The 18,400-nt window shown below is 57.7% G+C and carries 17 protein-coding genes; 14 read left to right on the forward strand and 3 right to left on the reverse strand.

Annotation, left to right across the window (positions count from 1 at the left end; genetic code table 11):
- Positions 1–147: 147 nt before the first annotated feature.
- From rnc to acpS, 5 genes are read left to right on the forward strand one after another with little or no spacing between them, the layout of a single operon-like run.
- Positions 148–828 (forward strand): ribonuclease III, encoded by a 681-nt coding sequence (rnc, locus tag IM299_RS11675; protein WP_003860711.1) that lies wholly within the window; start codon positions 148–150, stop codon positions 826–828.
- Entirely contained in the window at positions 825–1,730 is a 906-nt protein-coding gene (era, locus tag IM299_RS11680) for a GTPase Era (protein ID WP_028014097.1), read from the forward strand. Before rnc ends, era begins: the two co-directional genes overlap by 4 nt.
- A gap of 18 nt (positions 1,731–1,748) precedes the next feature.
- Positions 1,749–2,456, forward strand: coding sequence for a DNA repair protein RecO (gene recO, locus IM299_RS11685; protein WP_193357511.1), 708 nt, complete (start codon positions 1,749–1,751; stop codon positions 2,454–2,456).
- Positions 2,457–2,489: 33 nt separating this feature from the next.
- Positions 2,490–3,221: a pyridoxine 5'-phosphate synthase gene (gene pdxJ / locus IM299_RS11690; protein ID WP_041908673.1), complete on the forward strand. Its 732-nt coding sequence runs from the start codon at positions 2,490–2,492 to the stop codon at positions 3,219–3,221.
- Entirely contained in the window at positions 3,221–3,601 is a 381-nt protein-coding gene (acpS, locus tag IM299_RS11695) for a holo-ACP synthase (RefSeq protein WP_059355503.1), read from the forward strand. Before pdxJ ends, acpS begins: the two co-directional genes overlap by 1 nt.
- Here the strand turns inward: acpS and IM299_RS11700 are convergent.
- Both IM299_RS11700 and IM299_RS11705 read right to left on the reverse strand, forming a co-directional pair.
- Positions 3,598–3,858: a YfhL family 4Fe-4S dicluster ferredoxin gene (locus IM299_RS11700; protein WP_028014093.1), complete on the reverse strand. Its 261-nt coding sequence runs from the start codon at positions 3,856–3,858 to the stop codon at positions 3,598–3,600. The two genes, acpS and IM299_RS11700, sit on opposite strands and share 4 nt — an antisense overlap.
- Positions 3,859–3,904: 46 nt before the next feature.
- Entirely contained in the window at positions 3,905–4,753 is an 849-nt protein-coding gene (locus IM299_RS11705; protein WP_193357512.1) for a MurR/RpiR family transcriptional regulator, read from the reverse strand.
- Positions 4,754–4,871: 118 nt separating this feature from the next.
- Here IM299_RS11705 and murQ point away from each other — a divergent pair, with 118 nt between their 5' ends.
- The 4 genes from murQ to tadA are packed head-to-tail and all read left to right on the forward strand — an operon-like array spanning position 4,872 to position 8,341.
- Entirely contained in the window at positions 4,872–5,765 is an 894-nt protein-coding gene (gene murQ, locus IM299_RS11710) for an N-acetylmuramic acid 6-phosphate etherase (protein WP_041908675.1), read from the forward strand.
- 11 nt (positions 5,766–5,776) lie between these two features.
- Positions 5,777–7,138 (forward strand): PTS transporter subunit EIIC, encoded by a 1,362-nt coding sequence (locus IM299_RS11715; RefSeq protein WP_193357513.1) that lies wholly within the window; start codon positions 5,777–5,779, stop codon positions 7,136–7,138.
- Between the two features lie 3 nt (positions 7,139–7,141).
- Positions 7,142–7,777 (forward strand): phosphatidylglycerophosphatase C, encoded by a 636-nt coding sequence (gene yfhb, locus IM299_RS11720; RefSeq protein ID WP_028014089.1) that lies wholly within the window; start codon positions 7,142–7,144, stop codon positions 7,775–7,777.
- Positions 7,778–7,801: 24 nt separating this feature from the next.
- A complete protein-coding gene (gene tadA / locus IM299_RS11725; protein ID WP_048338854.1) occupies positions 7,802–8,341 on the forward strand; it encodes a tRNA adenosine(34) deaminase TadA in 540 nt (179 codons plus the stop codon).
- Here the strand turns inward: tadA and mltF are convergent.
- Positions 8,229–9,779 (reverse strand): membrane-bound lytic murein transglycosylase MltF, encoded by a 1,551-nt coding sequence (mltF, locus tag IM299_RS11730; RefSeq protein WP_193357514.1) that lies wholly within the window; start codon positions 9,777–9,779, stop codon positions 8,229–8,231. The genes tadA and mltF overlap by 113 nt on opposite strands.
- Positions 9,780–10,046: 267 nt before the next feature.
- Between mltF and purL the strand changes: the two genes are divergently transcribed.
- The 5 genes from purL (at position 10,047) to glnB (ending at position 18,362) form a co-directional block, all read left to right on the forward strand.
- Entirely contained in the window at positions 10,047–13,934 is a 3,888-nt protein-coding gene (purL, locus tag IM299_RS11735) for a phosphoribosylformylglycinamidine synthase (RefSeq protein WP_193357515.1), read from the forward strand.
- 533 nt (positions 13,935–14,467) lie between these two features.
- Positions 14,468–15,892 carry a two component system sensor histidine kinase QseE/GlrK gene (qseE, locus tag IM299_RS11740; RefSeq protein WP_126345887.1) on the forward strand — a complete coding sequence of 475 codons (1,425 nt, stop codon included), beginning with the start codon at positions 14,468–14,470 and terminating at the stop codon, positions 15,890–15,892.
- Positions 15,893–15,896: 4 nt separating this feature from the next.
- Positions 15,897–16,634 carry a two-component system QseEF-associated lipoprotein QseG gene (gene qseG / locus IM299_RS11745; protein WP_048957757.1) on the forward strand — a complete coding sequence of 246 codons (738 nt, stop codon included), beginning with the start codon at positions 15,897–15,899 and terminating at the stop codon, positions 16,632–16,634.
- On the forward strand, positions 16,621–17,958 hold the full coding sequence (glrR, locus tag IM299_RS11750) for a two-component system response regulator GlrR (RefSeq protein WP_028014084.1): 1,338 nt from the start codon (positions 16,621–16,623) through the stop codon (positions 17,956–17,958). Before qseG ends, glrR begins: the two co-directional genes overlap by 14 nt.
- 65 nt (positions 17,959–18,023) lie before the next feature.
- A complete protein-coding gene (gene glnB / locus IM299_RS11755) occupies positions 18,024–18,362 on the forward strand; it encodes a nitrogen regulatory protein P-II (protein WP_003860685.1) in 339 nt (112 codons plus the stop codon).
- The last annotated feature ends 38 nt before the right edge of the window (positions 18,363–18,400 follow it).

The following is an 18,400-nucleotide window of genomic DNA, read 5'->3' on the forward strand; positions in this document are numbered from 1 at the left end:
AACGACATCCCCTGTCGTTGTGTATAGAATATTCCCCCGAAGTTTAAGGTTGGCCCTGCAAGGGTGCCACGGCACACGAAACCGCGTTGGTTTTCTCAGGTCGGTTTCGTGTGCTGCATTTTTGACGCATTCATTTATTGGTATCGCATGAACCCCATCGTAATTAATCGGCTTCAACGGAAGCTGGGCTACACTTTTCATCATCAGGAGTTGTTGCAACAGGCATTAACCCATCGCAGTGCCAGCAGCAAACATAATGAGCGTCTCGAGTTTCTGGGTGACTCTATTTTAAGTTTCGTGATTGCGAATGCGCTTTATCATCGTTTCCCGCGCGTGGACGAAGGTGATATGAGCCGCATGCGCGCCACGCTGGTGCGCGGCAACACCCTCGCTGAAATCGCGCGCGAATTTGAACTGGGCGAATGTCTGCGTCTTGGGCCGGGTGAACTGAAAAGCGGCGGCTTCCGTCGTGAATCTATTCTTGCCGATACGGTCGAAGCATTAATTGGTGGCGTGTTCCTGGACAGCGATATCCAGACCGTAGAAAAGCTGATCCTTAACTGGTATCAGACCCGTCTGGACGAAATTAGCCCGGGCGATAAACAAAAAGATCCGAAAACGCGCCTGCAGGAATATTTGCAGGGCCGTCATCTGCCGCTGCCATCCTATCTGGTGGTGCAGGTTCGTGGCGAAGCGCACGATCAGGAATTTACCATCCATTGCCAGGTCAGTGGCCTGAGTGAACCGGTGGTGGGCACAGGTTCGAGCCGCCGTAAGGCTGAACAGGCTGCCGCCGAACAGGCGTTAAAAATGCTGGAGCTGGAATGAGCGAAGAAAAAACCTATTGCGGATTTATTGCCATCGTCGGACGTCCGAACGTCGGCAAATCCACCCTGCTGAATAATCTGCTTGGGCAGAAGATTTCCATCACCTCGCGTAAGGCGCAGACCACGCGTCACCGCATCGTCGGCATCCATACTGAAGGCGCGTATCAGGCGATCTACGTCGATACCCCTGGCCTGCACATGGAAGAGAAGCGTGCCATTAACCGTCTGATGAACAAGGCGGCGAGCAGCTCCATCGGCGACGTAGAGCTGGTGATTTTCGTAGTGGAAGGCACCCGCTGGACGCCGGACGACGAAATGGTACTGAACAAGCTGCGTGACGGCAAAACGCCGGTGATCCTCGCGGTCAACAAAGTTGACAACGTGCAGGAAAAAGCTGACCTGCTGCCGCACCTGCAGTGGCTGGGCAGCCAGATGAACTTCCTCGATATCGTTCCGCTGTCTGCTGAGACCGGCCTGAACGTCGATACCATCGCGGGCATCGTACGTAAGCACTTGCCGGAAGCGATTCACCACTTCCCGGAAGATTACATCACCGATCGCTCTCAGCGCTTTATGGCGTCTGAAATCATCCGTGAAAAGCTGATGCGTTTCCTGGGCGCCGAGCTGCCGTACTCTGTGACGGTGGAGATCGAGCGTTTCCAGAGCAACGAGCGCGGTGGCTACGACATTAACGGCCTGATCCTCGTCGAGCGTGAAGGGCAGAAGAAGATGGTGATCGGCAACAAAGGCGCCAAGATCAAAACCATCGGTATCGAAGCCCGTAAAGACATGCAGGAGATGTTCGAAGCGCCAGTTCATCTGGAACTGTGGGTGAAGGTGAAATCTGGCTGGGCCGATGATGAGCGTGCTCTGCGCAGCCTCGGTTACGGCGAAGATCAGTAACTCAAGACGACGAGTATAATGGAAGGTTGGCAGCGCGCCTTCGTTCTCCATAGTCGTCCCTGGAGCGAAACCAGCCTGATACTGGACGTCTTCACGGAAGAGTCGGGCCGCGTGCGCCTTGTTGCGAAAGGCGCACGTTCCAAACGTTCTAATCTGAAGGGTGCCCTACAGCCTTTTACGCCGCTGCTGGTTCGCTTTGGCGGGCGAGGGGAAGTCAAAACCTTGCGCAGCGCTGAAGCCGTCTCTCTGGCGCTTCCCCTTTCTGGCATCACGCTCTACAGCGGTCTGTATGTCAACGAGCTCATCTCCCGCGTCCTTGAACATGAGACTCGCTTCTCGGAACTTTTCTTCGATTATCTGCACTGTATCCAGGCACTGGCGGGTGCGACCGGCACGCCCGAACCCGCCCTGCGTCGTTTCGAACTGGCGCTGCTGGGCCACCTCGGGTACGGCGTGGATTTTCTGCACTGCGCAGGCAGCGGTGATGAGGTGGAAGACACCATGACCTACCGCTACCGAGAAGAAAAAGGTTTTATTGCCAGCGTAGTCGTTGATAACAGTACTTTTACCGGACGCCAGCTCAGAGCACTTTATGAACGCGAGTTTCCGGACGCCGACACCCTGCGCGCAGCAAAACGCTTTACCCGGATTGCCCTCAAGCCGTATCTTGGCGGCAAGCCCTTAAAGAGCCGCGAATTATTCAGGCAGTTTATGCCCAAACGTTAGACCACAGCATCAGAAAGAAAACCGAGGATTGTCATGGCTGAATTACTGTTAGGCGTCAACATCGACCACATCGCCACCCTGCGCAACGCGCGCGGCACGGCGTATCCCGATCCGGTTCAGGCGGCGTTTATCGCTGAACAGGCTGGTGCCGATGGCATTACCGTTCACCTGCGTGAAGACCGCCGCCACATTACCGACCGCGACGTGCGCATTCTTCGTCAGACGCTGGACACCCGTATGAATCTGGAGATGGCGGTCACCGAAGAGATGCTGACCATTGCCTGCGAGACCAAACCGCACTTTTGCTGCCTGGTGCCGGAAAAACGCCAGGAAGTGACCACCGAAGGTGGACTGGACGTGGCGGGGCAGCAGGACAAAATGCGCGATGCCTGCAAGCGCCTGGCGGATGCCGGTATCCTGGTTTCTCTGTTTATCGACGCCGATTTCGCGCAGATTAAAGCGGCAGCCGACGTGGGCGCGCCGTATATCGAAATTCACACCGGCTGCTATGCCGATGCTAAAAACGATGCCGAGCAGGCCAAAGAGCTGGAGCGTATCGCCAAAGCGGCCACCTACGCCGCGAGCCTGGGACTGAAGGTTAATGCCGGTCACGGCCTGACCTACCACAACGTGAAGGCCATTGCTGCTCTGCCGGAAATGCATGAGCTGAACATCGGCCACGCCATTATTGGCCGCGCGGTGATGAGCGGCCTGAAAGAGGCGGTATCAGAGATGAAACGCCTGATGCTGGAAGCGCGTCAGTAATGGCCATTCTGGGCTTAGGCACCGATATCGTCGAAATAGCCCGCATCGAAGCGGTGATCGCCCGGAGCGGCGATCGCCTCGCAAGGCGCGTGCTGAGCGATAACGAATGGGCTATCTGGAAAACGCACCAGCAGCCGGTGCGTTTTCTGGCAAAGCGCTTTGCGGTAAAAGAGGCGGCAGCCAAGGCCTTCGGGACCGGCATTCGTAACGGCCTGGCGTTTAACCAGTTCGAAGTTTTTAATGATGAGCTGGGCAAACCGAGCTTGCGTCTGTGGGGGGAAGCGCAAAAGCTGGCGGAGAAGCTGGGGGTGAATCATATGCACGTGACGATCGCAGATGAACGCCACTATGCCAGCGCGACGGTGATTATCGAAAGCTAAATTTTGTCCGCGTGGTGCATCAGGACAAATTTATCCCACAGCTGCTCTTCGCTCTCGACGTGTGTCGGATCCTTCAGAATAGTGTTGGGGATCGGGCACACCTTCTGGCAGGTCGGTGTCTCATAGTGGCCGACGCATTCCGTGCAGCGGTCGCTGTTAATCTCGTAAATGCTGTCGCCCATCGAAATCGCCTGGTTCGGGCATTCGGGTTCGCACATATCGCAATTGATGCATTTTTTGGTAATTAACAGCGCCATCAGGAAATTCTCAGAAACAACACAAACTGGGCGGGCATTATACGCGTCAAACCAGTTTCTTTACCAGTTCTTCGCTGTGACGAATGCGCTCAGGCGCGCGCTCCAGATCCTGCTGTACCAGCGCCATAAACAGCAGGTCCGTCAGCATCATTTGTGCGCTGGTGGACGAAATTGCCGCGCTGCGCGTGGCCTGCTCTTCGGCAATGGTATACAAACAGCGCGTTGCCCGCTGCTGCAGCGCATTAGGCGTAAAGCCGGTGATCGCCAGAATTTTGCCGCCGACGCGCAGGGCTTCGTCGGTCGCCATGTTGATCTCGCGGCGCTCGCCGGAGTAGGAGATGGCCAGCAGCAGATCGTCAGGATCCATCGCCTGCACGGTCGCCAGCAGGGCGTGCATATCCTGCTCGACGATGGCGTTAAAACCGATTTTAGTCAGCTTCCAGCCAAAATTACGCGCCACCAGACCGGACGCGCCAATACCGGTTAAAATAATTCGCCGCGCCGCCCGCAGCATCGCCACGCTTTCCAGTAATTTCTCTTCGGTATTCACGTCCAGCGTGGCGTGCATGGCCGCCACGTTCTCCTTGATCAGCTTTTCCCCAACCAGACGCATCGGGTCATCGCCGCGGATCCGGTTATGCACCGGCATGGACTGCGGATTCGGGTTACTCACCAGCGCTTCGCTGATTGCCAGCTTAAGAGCGGGAAAACCCTTAAACCCGATCTTCTGGGCAAATTTCACCACGCTTGACTGGCTCACTCCAGCTTCGCTTGCCAGCTGCTGTGAGCTGAGGTGGCGGGCGCGATCGGGCTGAGAAAGCAGAAAATCCGCCAGCTTTTTGTCGCTTTGAGCAAAGCCGGCGTAGCGCTGGCGAATGCGAATTAAACAGTTCATGAGTACTCCCGGCGGAAATGTGATTGTCTGCGCAAAAACGAATTCTGCTCGCCTGAATGAATTTTATATTCCATTATAGTGTGATTATTATGAATTAAAAATTCTTGAGGTACAAAAAATGAATCTTGGCTCACTTGTTTCTGAAACGCGTAACCCGCAAACCATGGATCTGGATGCGCTCTCCACCCTGGAGCTGGTTAACCGCTTTAATCAACAGGATACGCTGGTCGCGCAGGCAGTTAAAGAGACATTGCCAGAGGTGGCGAAAGCGGTCGATGCGGCGGCGGAAGCTCTTAAGGCCGGTGGTCGCATTATCTATATGGGGGCCGGTACCAGCGGGCGTCTCGGGGTGCTGGATGCCTCGGAATGTCCGCCCACCTTTGGCGTTCCGCACGGCCTGGTGGTTGGCCTGATTGCAGGTGGTCCCGGCGCGCTGCTGAAGGCCGTTGAAGGGGCGGAGGACAACAAACAGCTGGGTGAGGATGACCTGAAGGATCTGAACCTGACGGCGAACGATCTGGTGGTCGGCCTGGCGGCATCAGGGCGCACGCCGTACGTCATTGGCGGCCTGGAATACGCCAACCGGACCGGCTGCACGACGGTCGCCATCTCCTGCAACCCCGGCTCGCCGATTGCGCAGGTGGCCGCTATCGCCATCTCTCCGGTCGTTGGGCCAGAAGCGCTCACCGGCTCCACGCGCCTGAAATCCGGGACCGCGCAAAAGCTGGTGCTCAATATGATCTCCACCGGTGCGATGGTGAAGTTCGGCAAGGTCTACCAGAACCTGATGGTCGATATGCAGGCCACCAACGTCAAGCTGGTGGACAGAGCCTGCCGCATGGTGATGGAGGCGACAGGCGCGGGCCGTGAAGAGGCAGAAGCGGTGCTCAGGCAGACCGATCACGACGTAAAACCAGCCATTTTGATGATCTTAAGCGGGCTGGACGCGGCGGCTGCGCGAGCCAGACTTGATGCGCACAACGGCTTCTTACGGGCGGCTTTAGAAAACTAGCAGAGGCGTTTATGGACAAAACAGCAGCGCTCGCCAGCGATATCCTGCAGGGGATAGGCGGGGAGAAAAATATTCAGCGTCTGGAAAACTGCATGACGCGCGTGCGCGTCGAGGTGCATAACGACGACCAGCTTGACGTGCCGGGCCTGAAGAAGCTGTCCGGCGTCAGCGGCTACGTAAAACAGGGGCAGCAACACCAGCTGATCGTCGGGCCGGGCAAGGCGGCGCAGGTTGTCGATGCCATGCGCGCGCTGATGGTCGGCGGTGCAAGCGTGACGGTTGACGACGCTGAATGCACCAAAGCGCAGGCGAAGGCCAAATACAAAGCTCCCATGAGCGATGCGCTGCGACAGCTGGCAAACGTCTTTATCCCGCTGATCCCGGCGTTTATAGCTTCCGGCTTGATCACCGGGATCATCAACATCCTTAAGCGGCCGGATATCGTCGGGGATTTTGCCACGCAGTATCCGAACCTGCTGGGCATTCTCGGGATCTTCGGCAGCGCGGTGTTTGCCATTATGAACATCCTGGTCGGGGTCAATACCGCGAAGGTGTTTGGCGGCTCGCTGGCCATGGGCGGCGTAATGGCAGGGATCTTGTCCAGCCCGCAGCTGGCGCAAATCACGCTGTTTGGCGAGGCGCTCCAGCCTGGTCGCGGCGGGGTGATTGCCGTGCTGCTGGTGGTTATTCTTATGTGCTGGATCGAGAAAAAGCTACGCGCGGTTCTGCCTGGCTCGATTGAGCTGATCCTCAACCCGCTGCTGACCACGTTAATTACCGGTAGCGTCGCGATTGTGGTCCTTCAGCCACTCGGCGGGTGGATCTCTGACGCCATCGCCCACGGCGCGTCTCTGGCTATCGACCGCGGCGGCCTGCTGGTGGGGGCGGTGCTGTCAGGTACCTTCCTGCCGCTGGTGCTGACCGGCCTGCATCAGGGGCTGGTGCCGATCCACGTCGAGCTGGTGCAGGCGCACGGTTATAACGCGCTGCTGCCTATTCTCTCGATGGCGGGCGTCGGGCAGGTGGGGGCAGCGATTGCCGTCCTGATGAAAACCCGCAACGCGCGCCTGAAAAAAGTGATTAAAGGGGCGCTGCCGGTCGGGCTGCTCGGCATTGGCGAGCCGCTGATATTCGGCGTCACGCTGCCGCTGGGTAAACCGTTCCTTGCGGCCTGTCTGGGGGGCGCGGTAGGCGGGGCACTCATCAGCTACTGGAAAGTCGCCACCGTTATCACCTTTGGTCTCTCCGGTTTACCGCTGGCATTAACCATCGTGACCGGAAAAGTCATGCTCTATCTGTTAGGCTATTTAGTAGCGGTGATCGCCGGGTTCCTGTTTACCTGGCTGTTAGGATTCAACGACCCAGAGGAGTAAGGTTTGGCCAATCACGAGCGTCGCGTTGTCTTTTTCGATCTGGATGGAACGCTGCATCAGCAGGATATGTTTGGTACGTTTATGCGCTACCTGCTGCGGCGTCAGCCTCTGAACGCGCTGCTCGTCTTACCGCTCTTACCCCTCATTGGCATCGCGCTGCTGGTAAAAGGCCGGGCGGCGCGCTGGCCGATGAGCCTGCTGCTGTGGGGATGTACGTTTGGCCACAGCGAAGCGCGGCTCAAACAGCTCGAAAAGGAGTTCGCTCTCTGGTTCCGCGGCCACGTTGCCGCGTTTCCCGTGGTGCAGGCGCGCCTGACCAGCTATCTTGACGCCAACGATGCCGATATCTGGCTGATTACCGGCTCCCCGCAGACGCTGGTGGAGCAGGTCTACTTTGATACCCCCTGGCTGCCGCGCGTAAATCTTATCGCCACGCAAATTTCCCGCGGCTACGGCGGCTGGGTCCTGACGATGCGCTGTCTGGGGCATGAAAAGGTGGTCCAGCTGGAAAAACGCATCGGCACGCCGCTGCGCCTTTACAGCGGCTACAGCGACAGCAAGCAGGACAACCCGCTGCTCTATTTTTGCCAGCACCGCTGGCGCGTTACTCCCCTCGGTGAACTTCAGCAACTCGAATAGTCTTATCTGTAAGGGCTGTGTATAATGCCGCCCGCTTTTAGACTGGAGTATCAGCCCTTGTCCACCTCAGAACACAATCATGAATACTGGATGCGCCACGCGCTGGCGCTGGCTCAACGGGCCTGGGACGAGGGCGAAGTGCCCGTGGGCGCGGTGCTGGTTCATAACAACCGGGTGATTGGGGAAGGGTGGAACCGTCCTATTGGCCGCCACGATCCTACTGCGCACGCCGAAATTATGGCGCTTCGTCAGGGCGGGCTGGTGCTGCAAAACTATCGTCTGCTTGATACCACCCTGTACGTCACCCTTGAACCCTGCGTGATGTGCTCAGGGGCGATGGTGCACAGCCGAATCGGTACCCTGGTGTTTGGAGCGCGGGATGAAAAAACCGGTGCGGCCGGTTCACTGATGGACGTGCTGGGTCATCCAGGAATGAATCATCAGGTGCAGACTATCGGTGGGGTACTTGCACCAGAGTGTTCGGGGCTATTAAGCGATTTCTTTCGAATGCGCCGTCAGCAGAAAAAGCAACAAAAGGCAGAATTGAAGTTGTCGGATGATTAAGCTCGTCCTGCGCCACAACCGGATAACTTTCCGCCAGCTGTTTTGCCTCTGTTGCCTCTTTCTCTTTCTCCAGCAGATAGCCGACCAGGCTAATCTGATACTTACGTATATTTTCCACGTAGGCGTAGGCTTCATGTCCGCGCGCGTAGCCATACGTCAGCTTGTTGTACCATGGCTTCTGGCTCAGCAGCGGCAGGCGCTGTTTTACGTCTGACCAGCTGTCCGGGTTTCCCTTCGTTTTCGCCGTCAGAGCCCGTGCGTCAAGCATGTGCGCGTAGCCCATGTTGTAGGCCGCCAGCGCAAACCAGATCCGTTCCTCATCCGGCACGGTTTCCGGGACTTTAGCCATCATATCCTGCAGGTAGCGCGCCCCGCCGCTGATGCTCTGTTCCGCATCGGTACGGTCGTTAACGCCCAGGCTCAGCGCGGTATTTTTGGTTAACATCATCAGTCCGCGTACGCCCGTTGGCGACGTGGCCTGGGTGTCCCAGTGGGACTCCTGGTACGAGATAGCCGCCAGCAGTTTCCAGTCAATCTCCTGGGCATATTTTTCGAAAAGCGGCTGCAGGTCAGGCAGGACGCTGTCAACCGCGCGCAGGAAGCTGCGGGTGTCAACGTAGTCAAAGTCATCCCCGTGGCCGAGGTACTTCTCCTCAAGTCGCGCCAGCGTGCCGTCTTCATTGATGGTGTTATAAAAATCCAGCATGGCCGCCGAGAGGGTCTGGTCATCATCCAGATGGGTAAACCAGGTCACCGGCTGTTCGTCCGTCACGTCCAGCGCCACGGCGATTTCAGGATGCACCCGCTGGAACAGGCTGATCGCCACCGAATCGGCGATGGTGTAGGGCAGTTTCTGATCTTTGACCTGCTCCAGCAGCTCCGTCGTGCCGAGTTTAGGGTCAACCGTCCAGCTCAGATCCGGGTATTTTTTCTCTTTTAACTCACGCAGGTCGTCAATCACTACGTGGCCGGGAGCAATCGTCAGCTGTTGCGCGTTGATCGAGGCAAGCGTACGCGGGCGCAGGCTCCCGACGCGATAAACCAGCTGCTGGGAAACGGAGTAGTAGGTCGGGCCCGGCTGGTAGTTCTTGCTGCGCTCGCTGTTATAGACCAGCCCGGCAGCGAGGATATCGGCGTTGTTGTTGTCCAGGTCGTCAAACAGCTGGTTGATGTTCTGGCGGACGGTAATTTTAAGCTTCACGCCCAGATAATCGGCAAACTGCTGCGCCAGCTCATAATCCAGACCAATAATTTTGCCGTTGATGTCGCTGTAAATCAGCGGAGAGTTGAGGGTACTGACGCGCAGTTCCCCCCGCTCCTGAATGGCGGCGATACGATTTTCGGCTTTGCCGAACCAGGGGATGGAAGGCCAGAGGGCCACTGCCAGCAGCAACGTTACAATGCCGATGAGCAGATAATTAATCTTTAATTTTTTCAATTAGTTAATTCTCTGCGACGCCGGTTGCCTCAGTCTGCTGTAGCCATGTTAATCATAAGGTTTGTCATTGAATGAGCGGCATTTTGCGTAAACTTGCGCCACTTGGCAACCAATTAGAGAGACAGGTCACATCTATTGTTAAACGCTGAAGTCGATTTTATTTCGACGCAAACGGTTTCGTCGGCGCTCAGGATTCTCTATAATGACGCCCGTTTTCCCCCCTTGCGCACACTGTAAGCGCCCCGGCGCTTCGAAGACGAGAGACTTATGATGGAAATTCTGCGTGGTTCGCCTGCACTGTCTGCCTTCCGTATTACCAAACTGCTGGCACGTTTTCAGGCGGCCGACCTTCCGGTAAGCAATATTTACGCTGAGTATGTCCATTTTGCTGACCTGAATGCCCCCCTGAATGCAGAGGAGCGCGTACAGCTGGAACGCCTGCTCAAGTATGGCCCAAATCTGAGCAGCCATACGCCAACCGGCAAACTGATCCTTGCGACGCCGCGTCCGGGCACCATCTCCCCCTGGTCTTCCAAAGCCACCGACATTGCCCACAACTGCGGCCTGAGCCAGATTAACCGTCTGGAGCGCGGCGTAGCGTACTACGTCGAAGCCTCTACCCTGAGCGACGCGCAGTGGCAGGCGGTTGCGGCTGAATTGCACGACCGCATGATGGAGAGCGTGTTTGCCTCTCTTGATGACGCACAGAAGCTTTTCTCCCATCATCAGCCTGCACCGGTACAGAGCGTGGACCTGCTGGGGCAGGGCCGTCAGGCGCTGATTGACGCCAACCTGCGTCTCGGCCTGGCGCTGGCAGAAGACGAAATTGACTACCTGCAGGACGCGTTCGTTAAGCTCAACCGCAACCCGAACGACATCGAACTCTACATGTTCGCGCAGGCCAACTCTGAGCACTGCCGCCATAAGATTTTCAATGCCGACTGGATTATCGACGGCGAACAGCAGCCGAAGTCGCTGTTCAAAATGATCAAAAACACCATGGAACAAACCCCTGACCACGTGCTGTCTGCCTATAAAGACAACGCTGCGGTGATGGAAGGTTCCGAGGTGGGCCGCTTCTTCGCCGATCGCGAAGCAGGGCGCTATGACTTCCATCAGGAGCCTGCGCATATTCTGATGAAAGTGGAAACCCACAACCACCCGACGGCCATTTCTCCGTGGCCGGGTGCGGCGACCGGCTCCGGCGGCGAAATCCGTGACGAAGGGGCGACCGGTCGTGGGGCGAAACCCAAAGCGGGTCTGGTCGGTTTCTCCGTCTCCAACCTGCGCATCCCTGGCTTTGAACAGCCGTGGGAAGAAGATTTCGGCAAGCCAGAGCGCATCGTGACCGCGCTGGATATCATGACCGAAGGCCCGCTGGGCGGCGCGGCGTTTAACAACGAATTTGGACGTCCGGCGCTGAACGGTTACTTCCGTACCTACGAAGAGAAGGTGGACAGCCACAACGGCGAAGAACTGCGCGGCTACCACAAACCGATCATGCTGGCAGGCGGGATCGGCAACATCCGTGCCGATCATGTGCAGAAAGGCGAGATCGTCGTCGGCGCGAAGCTGATCGTGCTGGGCGGCCCGGCGATGAACATCGGTCTGGGCGGCGGTGCGGCCTCTTCTATGGCCTCCGGCCAGTCTGATGCGGATCTCGACTTCGCGTCCGTGCAGCGTGACAACCCTGAGATGGAGCGTCGCTGCCAGGAAGTGATCGACCGCTGCTGGCAGCTGGGCGCTGCTAACCCGATTCTGTTCATCCACGACGTGGGCGCGGGCGGCCTGTCCAACGCCATGCCGGAGCTGGTGAGCGACGGCGGTCGCGGTGGCCGTTTCAACCTGCGCGATATCCTGAGCGATGAGCCGGGCATGAGCCCGCTCGAAATCTGGTGTAACGAATCCCAGGAGCGCTACGTGCTGGCGGTTGCGGCCGACCAGCTGCCGCTGTTTGACGAGCTGTGCCGCCGCGAACGCGCGCCGTATGCCGTCATCGGTGAAGCAACCGAAGAGCAGCACCTGACTCTGAGCGACACCCATTTCGACAACCAGCCGATCGATCTGCCGCTGGACGTGCTGCTCGGTAAAACGCCGAAGATGACCCGCGATGTAACAACCCGTAAAGCGGCGGGCAAAGCGCTGGATCGCCAGGGCATCACCGTGGCAGAAGCCGTTAATCGCGTGCTGCACCTGCCTGCTGTGGCTGAGAAAACCTTCCTGGTGACCATCGGCGATCGTACCGTGACCGGTATGGTGTCGCGCGATCAGATGGTTGGCCCGTGGCAGATCCCGGTGGCGAACTGCGCCGTGACCACCGCGAGCCTCGACAGCTACTACGGTGAAGCGATGGCGCTGGGTGAACGCACCCCGGTGGCGCTGCTGGATTTCGCCGCCTCTGCACGACTGGCGGTCGGTGAAGCGCTGACCAACATTGCGGCGACGCAGATTGGCGACATCAAACGTATTAAACTTTCCGCGAACTGGATGGCGGCAGCCGGTCACCCGGGGGAAGACGCGGGCCTGTATGAAGCCGTGAAAGCGGTGGGTGAGGAGCTGTGCCCAGCCCTCGGCCTGACCATTCCGGTGGGTAAAGACTCCATGTCGATGAAAACCCGCTGGCAGGAGGGTAACGAGCAGCGCGAGATGACGTCTCCGCTGTCGCTGGTGATCACCGCGTTTGCCCGTGTAGAAGACGTACGCCATACCGTTACGCCGCAGCTGGCGACCGAAGATAACGCCCTGCTGTTGATTGACCTGGGTAAGGGCCACAACGCGCTGGGCGCCACCGCACTGGCGCAGGTTTACCGTCAACTTGGCGACAAGCCAGCCGACGTGCGCGACGTGGCGCAGCTAAAAGGCTTCTACGACGCAATTCAGGCGCTGGTGGCACAGCGCAAGCTGCTGGCCTACCACGACCGTTCCGACGGCGGTCTGCTGGTGACCCTGGCAGAGATGGCCTTCACCGGCCACTGCGGCGTGGAAGCGAACATTGCAACGCTTGGCGAAGACCGCCTGGCGGCGCTGTTTAACGAAGAGCTGGGTGCGGTGATTCAGGTTCGCGCCGCAGACCGCGAGGCGGTGGAAGCGATTCTGGCGAAGCACGGTCTGGCAGACTGCGTCCACTATCTGGGGAAAGCCGTTCAGGGCGACCGCTTCGTCATTGAGGCCGACGGTCACGCGGTGTTCAGCGAAAGCCGCTCACGGCTTCGCATGTGGTGGGCAGAAACCACCTGGCAGATGCAGCGCCTGCGCGATAACCCGGAATGCGCCGATCAGGAGCATAACGCGAAAGCGAATGACCAGGATCCTGGCCTGAACGTTAAGCTCTCCTTCGACATCAACGAAGATATCGCTGCGCCGTACATTGCGACCGGCGCGCGTCCGAAAGTGGCCGTGCTGCGCGAGCAGGGCGTTAACTCCCACGTTGAGATGGCGGCCGCCTTCCACCGCGCGGGCTTTGACGCTATCGACGTCCACATGAGCGACCTGCTGGCCGGGCGTACCGGTCTGGAAGATTTCCATGCGCTGGTGGCGTGCGGCGGTTTCTCCTACGGCGACGTGCTGGGCGCAGGCGAAGGCTGGGCGAAGTCCATTCTGTTTAACAGCCGCGTGCGCGACGAGTTCGAGACCTTCTTCCATCGTCCGCAAACCCTGGCGCTGGGCGTGTGCAACGGCTGCCAGATGATGTCTAACCTGCGCGAGCTGATCCCGGGCAGCGAAGCCTGGCCACGCTTTGTGCGCAACCAGTCCGACCGCTTCGAAGCGCGCTTCAGTCTGGTAGAAGTGACTCAGAGCCCGTCTCTGCTGCTGCAGGGGATGGTTGGCTCTCAGATGCCAATCGCCGTTTCCCACGGCGAAGGTCAGGTAGAAGTGCGCGATGCGGCCCATCTGGCGCAGCTCGAGAGCAAAGGCCTGGTGGCGCTGCGCTTTGTCGATAACTTTGGCAAGGTCACTGAAACCTATCCGGCGAACCCGAACGGCTCCGTCAATGGTATTACGGCGGTGACCAGCGAAAGCGGTCGCGCGACCATCATGATGCCGCACCCTGAACGCGTGTTCCGTACCGTGAGCAACTCCTGGCACCCGGAAAACTGGGGCGAGGACAGCCCGTGGATGCGTATCTTCCGCAACGCGCGTAAACAGCTGGGTTAAGATGTAAAGCAGGTACTTTGTAGACCCGGTGAGCGTAGCGCCACCGGGTTTTTTTATGCGTGTCGCAAAATTGCGACAAAGAGGGTATATGGGTGTCTCCAAATGGAGACATTTAACTTATTGATTTATATATGGCAGGACAGGTTCCCGTTAAGGTGTTGCTTAATAGCGACACTTAGCCTGGAAATCATTCAGCGCACAACAAATAGATTAAACCAATAAAAGATATATATTTCAATGTGTTAATATTTTGTTTTGCATTCTGGCATGGGTGTTGCATAATATTGACCAGTGGCTCATTCACCTTCTTATGTCAGCCCCTTCGGGACGTGCTACATAAACTTCGAATGACGCACAAAAAGGTGCCTGCCGTCCAACTACTGATCATAGCGATGCTTTATCAGGCCAGGGCGAAACGTCGAGTTAGGCACCGCCTTATTCCATAACAAAGCCGGGTTTTTACCCGGCTTTGTTGTATCTGAAGGGCAGACTCAGTTACGCTCTCCGTAAACCCCCATGAAGAGAGTAATGCGTTGAAACGCTGGCCCGTTTTTCCCCGCTCCCTGCGACAGCTCGTGATGATGGCCTTTCTGCTGATCCTGCTGCCGCTGCTGATCCTCGCCTGGCAGGCATGGCAGAGCCTCAATGCGCTGAGTGCCCAGGCGGCGCTGACGAACCGCACCACGCTTATCGATGCCAGACGCAGTGAAGCGATGACCAACGCTGCGCTGGAGATGGAGCGTAGCTATCGTCAGTACTGCGTGCTCGACGATCGGACGCTGGAGAAGGTGTACCAGAGCCAGCGCAAGCGCTACAGCGAAATGCTGGATGCCCACGCGGGCGTGCTGCCGGACGACAGGCTGTATCAGGCGTTACGTCAGGATCTGAACGATCTCGCGCAGTTGCAGTGCCAGAACAGCGGCCCGGATGCGGCTGCCGCCGCGCGCCTTGAGGCATTCGCCGCCGCCAATACCGAAATGGTGCAGTCAACGCGCACGGTCATTTTCTCTCGCGGCCAGCAGCTGCAGCAGGAGATTGCCGAGCGCGGCCAGTTCTTCGGCTGGCAGGCGCTGGTGCTGTTCCTCGTGAGCCTCGGGCTGGTGCTGCTCTTTACCCGCATGATCATCGGCCCGGTGAAGGGTATTCAGCGTATGATCAACCGCCTGGGGGAGGGGAAATCGCTCGGGGATACGGTTGCCTTTAAAGGCCCGCGCGAGCTGCGATCCGTCGGTCAGCGCATTATCTGGCTATCCGAGCGCCTGGCGTGGCTGGAGTCCCAGCGTCATCAGTTCCTGCGCCATATTTCCCATGAGCTGAAAACCCCGCTGGCCAGCATGCGTGAAGGAACGGAACTGCTGGCGGACGAGGTGGCAGGGCCGCTTACGCCGGAGCAGAAAGAGATTGTCGAAATTCTGGACGCCAGCAGCCGCAACCTGCAAAAGCTGATCGAGCAGCTTCTGGATTACAACCGCAAGCTGGCTGACGGGACGGTGGTACTGGAAGAGGTGGAGATTGAGCCACTGGTGGATATGGTGATCTCCGCCCATAGCTTGCCGGCAAGAGCTAAAATGATGCATACCGGGGTGGAGCTGAATGCGCTGACCTGCCTGGCTGAACCCATGCTATTAATGAGCGTTCTGGATAATCTTTACTCCAATGCGGTGCACTATGGTACTGAATCCGGTAACATTTATATCCGAAGTTATACGAAGGGCTCCCGGGTGTTTATTGACGTCGCAAACACCGGCACCCCGATCCCCGATGACGAAAAAACCATGATCTTCGAACCCTTTTTCCAGGGGAGTCATCAGCGGAAAGGCGCGGTAAAAGGAAGCGGTCTGGGATTAAGCATTGCCCGGGACTGCATACGACGCATGCAGGGTGAGCTAAACATTGCCACGGACGAACGTTCAGATGTTTGCTTCCGTATTGAACTGCCCCTGAGCCGGAAAAATTAATAAAATGAATCTATATCTGGTGAGTATGTCACACGTCTTTTTCCGCGCCATACGCGCGGTGTTTTCCAGCAAAGCGGGTCGCCTGAGTCTGCCCTGTTTAGTTCTGGCGGGGTGCGTTTCCCATGCGCCGCAAAGTGCGATAAGCGGTAAACAGGAAGACAAATGGCCCGATAACCAGCTGGCGGATTTCCTCTCTACCCGCTGTGAGGATATCTGGAATCTGTCAGGGCATGATGTCGAAAATAACCCGCTGTTCTGGCTGCGCGGAATAGATTGCGCCCAGCGGCTTGCGCCGGTAGACGCCCGCATGAAGGCGGCGATGCTGGATGAAGACACCTGGCAGGACGCTTTCAAGCGTGGGATTTTACTGGCCGATGCGAAAATTACCCCCGTTGAACGTCGGGCCAACGTGACCCGTCTGGACACGTTTGTGATCAATCTTCCCGCACAGGTGCGCCCGGTATACCAGCTCTGGCGGGATGGGCAGACGTTACAGCTGCAGCTGTCTGAAGAGCGCTCCCGCTACAGCAAGCTACAGCAGTCAACCGACAGCGAGCTGGATACGCTGCGCCAACAGCAACAGCATTTACGTACTCAGCTGGATACCACGACGCGAAAGCTGGAAAACCTGACCGATATCGAAAGACAGCTCTCGTCGCGTAAATATCAGCCGGGTAGTTCATCTGCTACACCGGACAGCGATATGCCGAAACAAGAGGATGTGAAGCATGACGAGCCGTAAACCAGCCCATCTCTTACTGGTGGATGACGATCCCGGCCTGTTAAAGCTGCTGGGGATGCGTCTGGTGAGTGAAGGCTACACCGTGGTGACCGCGGAAAGCGGGCAGGAGGGGCTTAAAGTCCTCAGCCGCGAAAAGATTGACCTGGTGATCAGCGACCTGCGGATGGACGAAATGGATGGCATGCAGCTGTTCGCCGAAATCCAGAAGCAGCAGCCTGGCATGCCGGTCATTATCCTGACGGCGCACGGGTCAATCCCGGATGCCGTCGCCGCAACCCAGCAGGGCGTGTTCAGCTTCCTCACCAAGCCGGTAGATAAAGACGCGCTCTACAAAGCTATCGACAGCGCGCTGGAGCACGCCGCGCCCTCCGGAGACGACGCATGGCGTGAATCTATCGTCACCCGCAGCCCGATAATGCTGCGTCTGCTTGAGCAGGCGCGAATGGTCGCACAGTCAGACGTCAGCGTGTTGATTAACGGCCAGAGCGGAACCGGGAAAGAGATCCTGGCGCAGGCGATCCACAACGCCAGCCCGCGCAGTAAAAATGCTTTTATCGCCATTAACTGCGGTGCCCTCCCAGAGCAGCTTCTTGAGTCTGAACTTTTTGGCCATGCCCGCGGTGCATTTACCGGCGCGGTAAGCAGCCGGGAGGGGCTCTTCCAGGCCGCGGAAGGCGGCACGCTGTTCCTCGACGAAATTGGCGACATGCCTGCGCCGCTGCAGGTCAAACTGTTGCGCGTACTTCAGGAGCGCAAAGTGCGCCCGTTGGGCAGCAACCGCGATATTGATATTAACGTGCGAATCATTTCCGCAACCCACCGCGACTTGCCCAAAGTGATGGCCCGCAACGAGTTCCGTGAAGATCTCTACTACCGTCTGAACGTGGTGAACCTGAAGATCCCGGCGCTGGCGGAGCGTGCGGAAGATATTCCGCTGCTGGCGAATCACCTCCTGCGCCAGGCGGCAGATCGGCATAAACCGTTCGTGCGCGCCTTTTCGACTGATGCGATGAAACGGCTGATGGCCGCCAGCTGGCCGGGTAACGTGCGCCAGCTGGTGAACGTGATTGAGCAGTGCGTGGCGCTGACGTCCTCGCCCGTTATCAGCGATGCGCTGGTGGAACAGGCGCTGGAAGGGGAGAACACGGCCTTGCCGACGTTTGCGGAAGCGCGTAACCAGTTCGAGCTGAACTATCTGCGCAAGCTGCTGCAGATAACCAAAGGCAACGTGACCCACGCGGCGCGGATGGCCGGACGCAACCGCACCGAGTTCTATAAGCTGCTCTCACGCCACGAGCTGGAAGCAAACGATTTTAAAGAGTAATGCCGTATGGTACTGTGAGCAATCGATTACGAGGCAGCTTACAGGCAAGAGTTTAAGGACCCACCATGAAAAAGATTGATGCGATTATTAAACCTTTCAAACTGGATGATGTACGTGAAGCGCTGGCGGAAGTAGGCATCACCGGGATGACCGTGACGGAAGTGAAAGGTTTTGGTCGTCAGAAGGGCCACACCGAGCTTTATCGTGGCGCAGAGTACATGGTCGACTTTCTGCCGAAAGTGAAAATTGAAATCGTGGTCAGCGACGATATCGTCGATACCTGCGTGGATACCATTATCCGCACGGCGCAGACGGGCAAAATTGGCGACGGGAAAATCTTCGTCTTTGACGTGGCGCGCGTGATCCGTATCCGTACCGGCGAAGAAGACGACGCCGCGATTTAACCATTTGCCACCCGGCGAAAAAAAAGCCCCTCAAACGA

It is taken from the genome of Enterobacter cloacae complex sp. P47BA (assembly GCF_014930485.1).
GTDB classification, from domain to species: domain Bacteria; phylum Pseudomonadota; class Gammaproteobacteria; order Enterobacterales; family Enterobacteriaceae; genus Enterobacter; species Enterobacter bugandensis.